The organism is Sporichthya sp., assembly GCF_013815995.1.
Taxonomy (GTDB): Bacteria; Actinomycetota; Actinomycetes; order Sporichthyales; family Sporichthyaceae; genus Sporichthya.
On the sequence record NZ_JACDFE010000331.1, the window covers coordinates 1 to 3,375 of the forward strand.

Below are 3,375 nucleotides of genomic sequence, written 5' to 3' on the forward strand. Positions count from 1 at the left end.
GGTCGAGCAGGTCGCCCTCCAGCCCCGACCGGGCGGCCCGCCACATCGCGGCCCGCAGCAGCGCCGGGTGCCGGACCGTCGGGGCCTTGTCGGTGACCGCCGCCCACTCGCGGCGCACCAGAGCCCGGAACAGCGCGGCCAGCAGGATGACGTCGTCGACGTCCGGGCAGGCGTCGGGAGCGCGCAGTTCCAGGGTCGGCAGATGGGCCGACGGGCGGACGTCGAAATAGATCATCCCGGCATCGCTGATGGTCTGCGACTTCACCAGATCCGCGACCAGTTCGTCGTACTCGGCCGCGGTGTCGCTCTGCAGCAGCTGACCCGCGGTCGGCCAGCGCTGCCACACCAGCGAACGCGCGCTGGCGTAGCCGGTGTCCTCGCCATGCCAGAACGGCGAGCTCGCCGACAGGGCGAGCAGGACCGGGACGTAGGGCGCGACACGTCCCGCCAGCCGCACCGCCAGGTCGCGGTCGGTGACCTGCACATGCACCTGCAGGCCGCAGATCAACTGCTCACGGACGAGGAGCTTGTAGTCCTCCAGCATCTGCCGGAACCGGCCAGCCCCGGTGACCGCGATATCGGCGGGGTCCACCAACGGGACCGTGCCCGCCGCTACCACGCCGAGATTCTCCCGCCCGGCCGTGTCCACCAGCAATGCGCGGGTGCGACGCAGGTCGGCCCTCAGGTCGTCCAGGGTGGTGCAGACGCTGCTCTTGACCTCGACCACGCTGCGGTGCAGTTCGGCGACGTAGGACTGGTCAGGCAGATGGGCCAGCAGGTCCGGCGCTCGCGCCACCAGCTCCCGGGTCGCCCGGTCCAGGACGTGGAACTCCTCTTCGACGCCGAGCGCGATCCCGTCGCACGGATCCGGCGCGCCCGGCGGTGATGTCTCCACCCAGCAACACTACCCGCAGGCCGGGAATGATTCGTCGCCCACGCGCCCCGGCGTGGGCGGCCCGGCGCAGCGGTAGCCGTCGGGATGTGACGACCGTGAGCGTGAACCCGCGACCTGACGGTACGTCAGATCTCGTGACGATCGGACAGATCGGCGTCAGAGCAGCGCCGAACGGGCCGCCGTGAGATCAACGGCCTAGGAGCGTTGGTCAGTAACCCGACTGACGTCCGGCGTGCCCGTTTCTGGTGTCGCGGGTGAGCGGACGATCCGTCCGGCGTGCACGTCTTTGATCGCGCACAAGTACAGCTTCCCCTCACCGGTGGGGTGTTCGGTGATATCGGGCAGCCACAGCTCGTTTGGTTTGTCGGCGCAGAACTGACGGTCCACCAGATCGTCGTGAACCGGCGGGCCGGCGCCTGACCCACACCGGCATGGCATGAAACGTGGCATGAAGCTGCGGCAACCACCGGCGCCCAGGGAGGTTGTGGAGGGTTCATCTGCAATCGGAGATGCCTGTAGAGGCCGTGGTCAACGATGTCGACCGTCCTCCTAACTAAAGCGGGTGTCGGCAGTTCGATTCTGCCCGGGGGCACCACGCACTCACTCTGGTCGGCGAGTGGGTCTATCGCGACCGGCGGACAGCCCGGCCGCGCCGCCAAAGTGCGGCAATCAGCCGCTCCCGATGGCCTGGAGCAGCACGCGAACGGACGCCTCCAACTCCCCGAGATCGTTCACGACGGTCTGGGCCACGATCGAATGGGACGTGTCGAAGTAACGATGCGCGAGCTGGTCGCGCATCGCGGCGATCCGCCGCCACGGGATAGACGGTTGCTGCGCCAGCAGCTTCGGGTCGACATCCTTGACCGCTTCACCGATCTCCATCAGCCGGGCACGCACCGCATCGAAGATCAGGCCGTCCTCGATGCCGCCTCGCTCGACGTGCCGGCGGATGGCCTCGATCGCGGCAACGATGTCGAGTAGACGGTCCTCATCGCTTCGACTCACAACGCCACCAGATCCGGCTCAACCCTGGACCGCATCCGTTGCTTGAGCGTCCCTTCTGGCACGACGTCGACCGGGACCTGAAGCAGCTCCTCTAACTCCTCGGCGAACCGGCCGATCGCGAACAGGCCCGCCCCCTCGGGCAGGCGAACCATCAGATCGAGGTCCGATTCCGGTCCGTCGTCCCCGCGCGCGACGCTGCCGAACACCTGCAGGTTGCTCATCCCGTGCTTCGCCGCCAGCGCGAGCACCGCACCCCGGCGACGGCGTAACCGACGCCCGATCGGCCCGGTGGCCGCTGGCATCGCAGCAATCAAAGGAGCACCCACACACACCTCCAGGCTCAAGCCCGACGCCTCTACCAGCGCCGCCAAAGTGGACAGGGCAGGCTCCCGAGAGTCCGTCTCGTAGGCCGCGATCACGCTCTGACTCACCCCCGCGCGTCGGGCAAGCTCACGCTGGGTCAGGCCGGCAGCGTGCCGCGCCTGACGCAGTAACTCCCCCGCCGTGACACCTGAGGCTCGCATGCCCCCATGATAGCGATTTGTAGATCAGGCACCACCACGTTCCTCCACCGCCACGTGGCATGAACGGCCTCCTCCGCGCGCCGGACCTCAGTGGCGACTGATTCGGAAGGGCACTACCGCAGTCCTCAGTTCCGAATTCGCCTAGCCGCTCAGGGGCCGCACCCTCCGTCCTGGATAGCACGTCCGCCCGCCATCACCCCGGGCCGCTGGCCGAGTCGTCGCGATCTCCGATTCCGCCCGGGGGCACCACGGTCCGTGCCACAAACCGTTCACCTGGCGATGTCGCCGACTCGGACTATCCTGTTCGGGTGAGCGCATCGAGGACGTTGACCGCTGCCGTGACCAAGGACGGCGACTGGCACGTCGCGCGTTGCCTTGAGGTCGAGGTGGCCAGCCAGGGCGAGACCGTCGACGACGCGCTGGCGAACCTGCGTGAGGCGCTGGAGTTGTACTTCGAGGACGAGGCTGATCCCGCCGATCTCGCCCACCCGCTAGTGACGCCGATCGAGTTCCGCATTTCGGCGTGAGCCCAAAGCTCCCACTGCTCTCTGGAGCGGCGATCGTTGCCATCCTCGAACGCGCTGGGTTCACGCACGTGTCGACCAGGGGCAGCCACGCCAAGTTGCGCGACGCCGGCGGTCGCACTGCGATCGTCCCGCTACATCGCGAGGTCGCGCGCGGCACTCTGGCTTCGATCCTTCGCCAAGCTGGCCTCACCATGGACGAGTTCCTCGGCCTGCTCGGGTAGTTGTCCCCAGCTGCAGGCGAGTCGGCAACGGGATCCGCGTGGCATCAAATCTGGCATCAAATGCAGGCGACCACGGAGGTTCAGGAGGCCAGGGAGGGATTTCCTGGGGGCAGAGTTGTCTGTAGAGGGCGTAGGCGGTGGATAAGCCCGCCCTCCTGATATGTAGGCGACTCCTGTCAAGTGGCAGGGCGAGGCGCCCGCCC

At 67.9% G+C, this 3,375-nt stretch carries 5 protein-coding genes, 1 tRNA gene and 1 pseudogene; 3 read left to right on the forward strand and 4 right to left on the reverse strand.

Annotated elements, in window-relative coordinates:
* Together H0X00_RS22750 and H0X00_RS22755 are read right to left on the reverse strand one after the other, a co-directional pair.
* A partial coding sequence (locus H0X00_RS22750) for a YbdK family carboxylate-amine ligase (RefSeq protein WP_293775068.1) occupies positions 1-895 on the reverse strand: 895 nt, incomplete at its 3' end.
* Between the two features lie 261 nt (positions 896-1,156).
* Positions 1,157-1,309 (reverse strand): annotated as a pseudogene (locus H0X00_RS22755) (IS3 family transposase); the annotation flags it as partial.
* Between the two features lie 107 nt (positions 1,310-1,416).
* Here H0X00_RS22755 and H0X00_RS22760 point away from each other — a divergent pair.
* Positions 1,417-1,490 (forward strand) — tRNA-OTHER (locus H0X00_RS22760).
* Positions 1,491-1,564: 74 nt separating this feature from the next.
* Here H0X00_RS22760 and H0X00_RS22765 read toward each other — a convergent pair.
* Together H0X00_RS22765 and H0X00_RS22770 are read right to left on the reverse strand one after the other, a co-directional pair.
* Positions 1,565-1,900: a HepT-like ribonuclease domain-containing protein gene (locus H0X00_RS22765; RefSeq protein WP_293775069.1), complete on the reverse strand. Its 336-nt coding sequence runs from the start codon at positions 1,898-1,900 to the stop codon at positions 1,565-1,567.
* Positions 1,897-2,424 (reverse strand): helix-turn-helix domain-containing protein, encoded by a 528-nt coding sequence (locus H0X00_RS22770; RefSeq protein WP_293775071.1) that lies wholly within the window; start codon positions 2,422-2,424, stop codon positions 1,897-1,899. Before H0X00_RS22770 ends, H0X00_RS22765 begins: the two co-directional genes overlap by 4 nt.
* A 308-nt stretch (positions 2,425-2,732) precedes the next feature.
* Between H0X00_RS22770 and H0X00_RS22775 the strand changes: the two genes are divergently transcribed.
* Both H0X00_RS22775 and H0X00_RS22780 read left to right on the forward strand, forming a co-directional pair.
* Positions 2,733-2,951 (forward strand): type II toxin-antitoxin system HicB family antitoxin, encoded by a 219-nt coding sequence (locus H0X00_RS22775; protein ID WP_293775073.1) that lies wholly within the window; start codon positions 2,733-2,735, stop codon positions 2,949-2,951.
* Positions 2,948-3,172: a type II toxin-antitoxin system HicA family toxin gene (locus tag H0X00_RS22780; protein ID WP_293775074.1), complete on the forward strand. Its 225-nt coding sequence runs from the start codon at positions 2,948-2,950 to the stop codon at positions 3,170-3,172. Before H0X00_RS22775 ends, H0X00_RS22780 begins: the two co-directional genes overlap by 4 nt.
* The last annotated feature ends 203 nt before the right edge of the window (positions 3,173-3,375 follow it).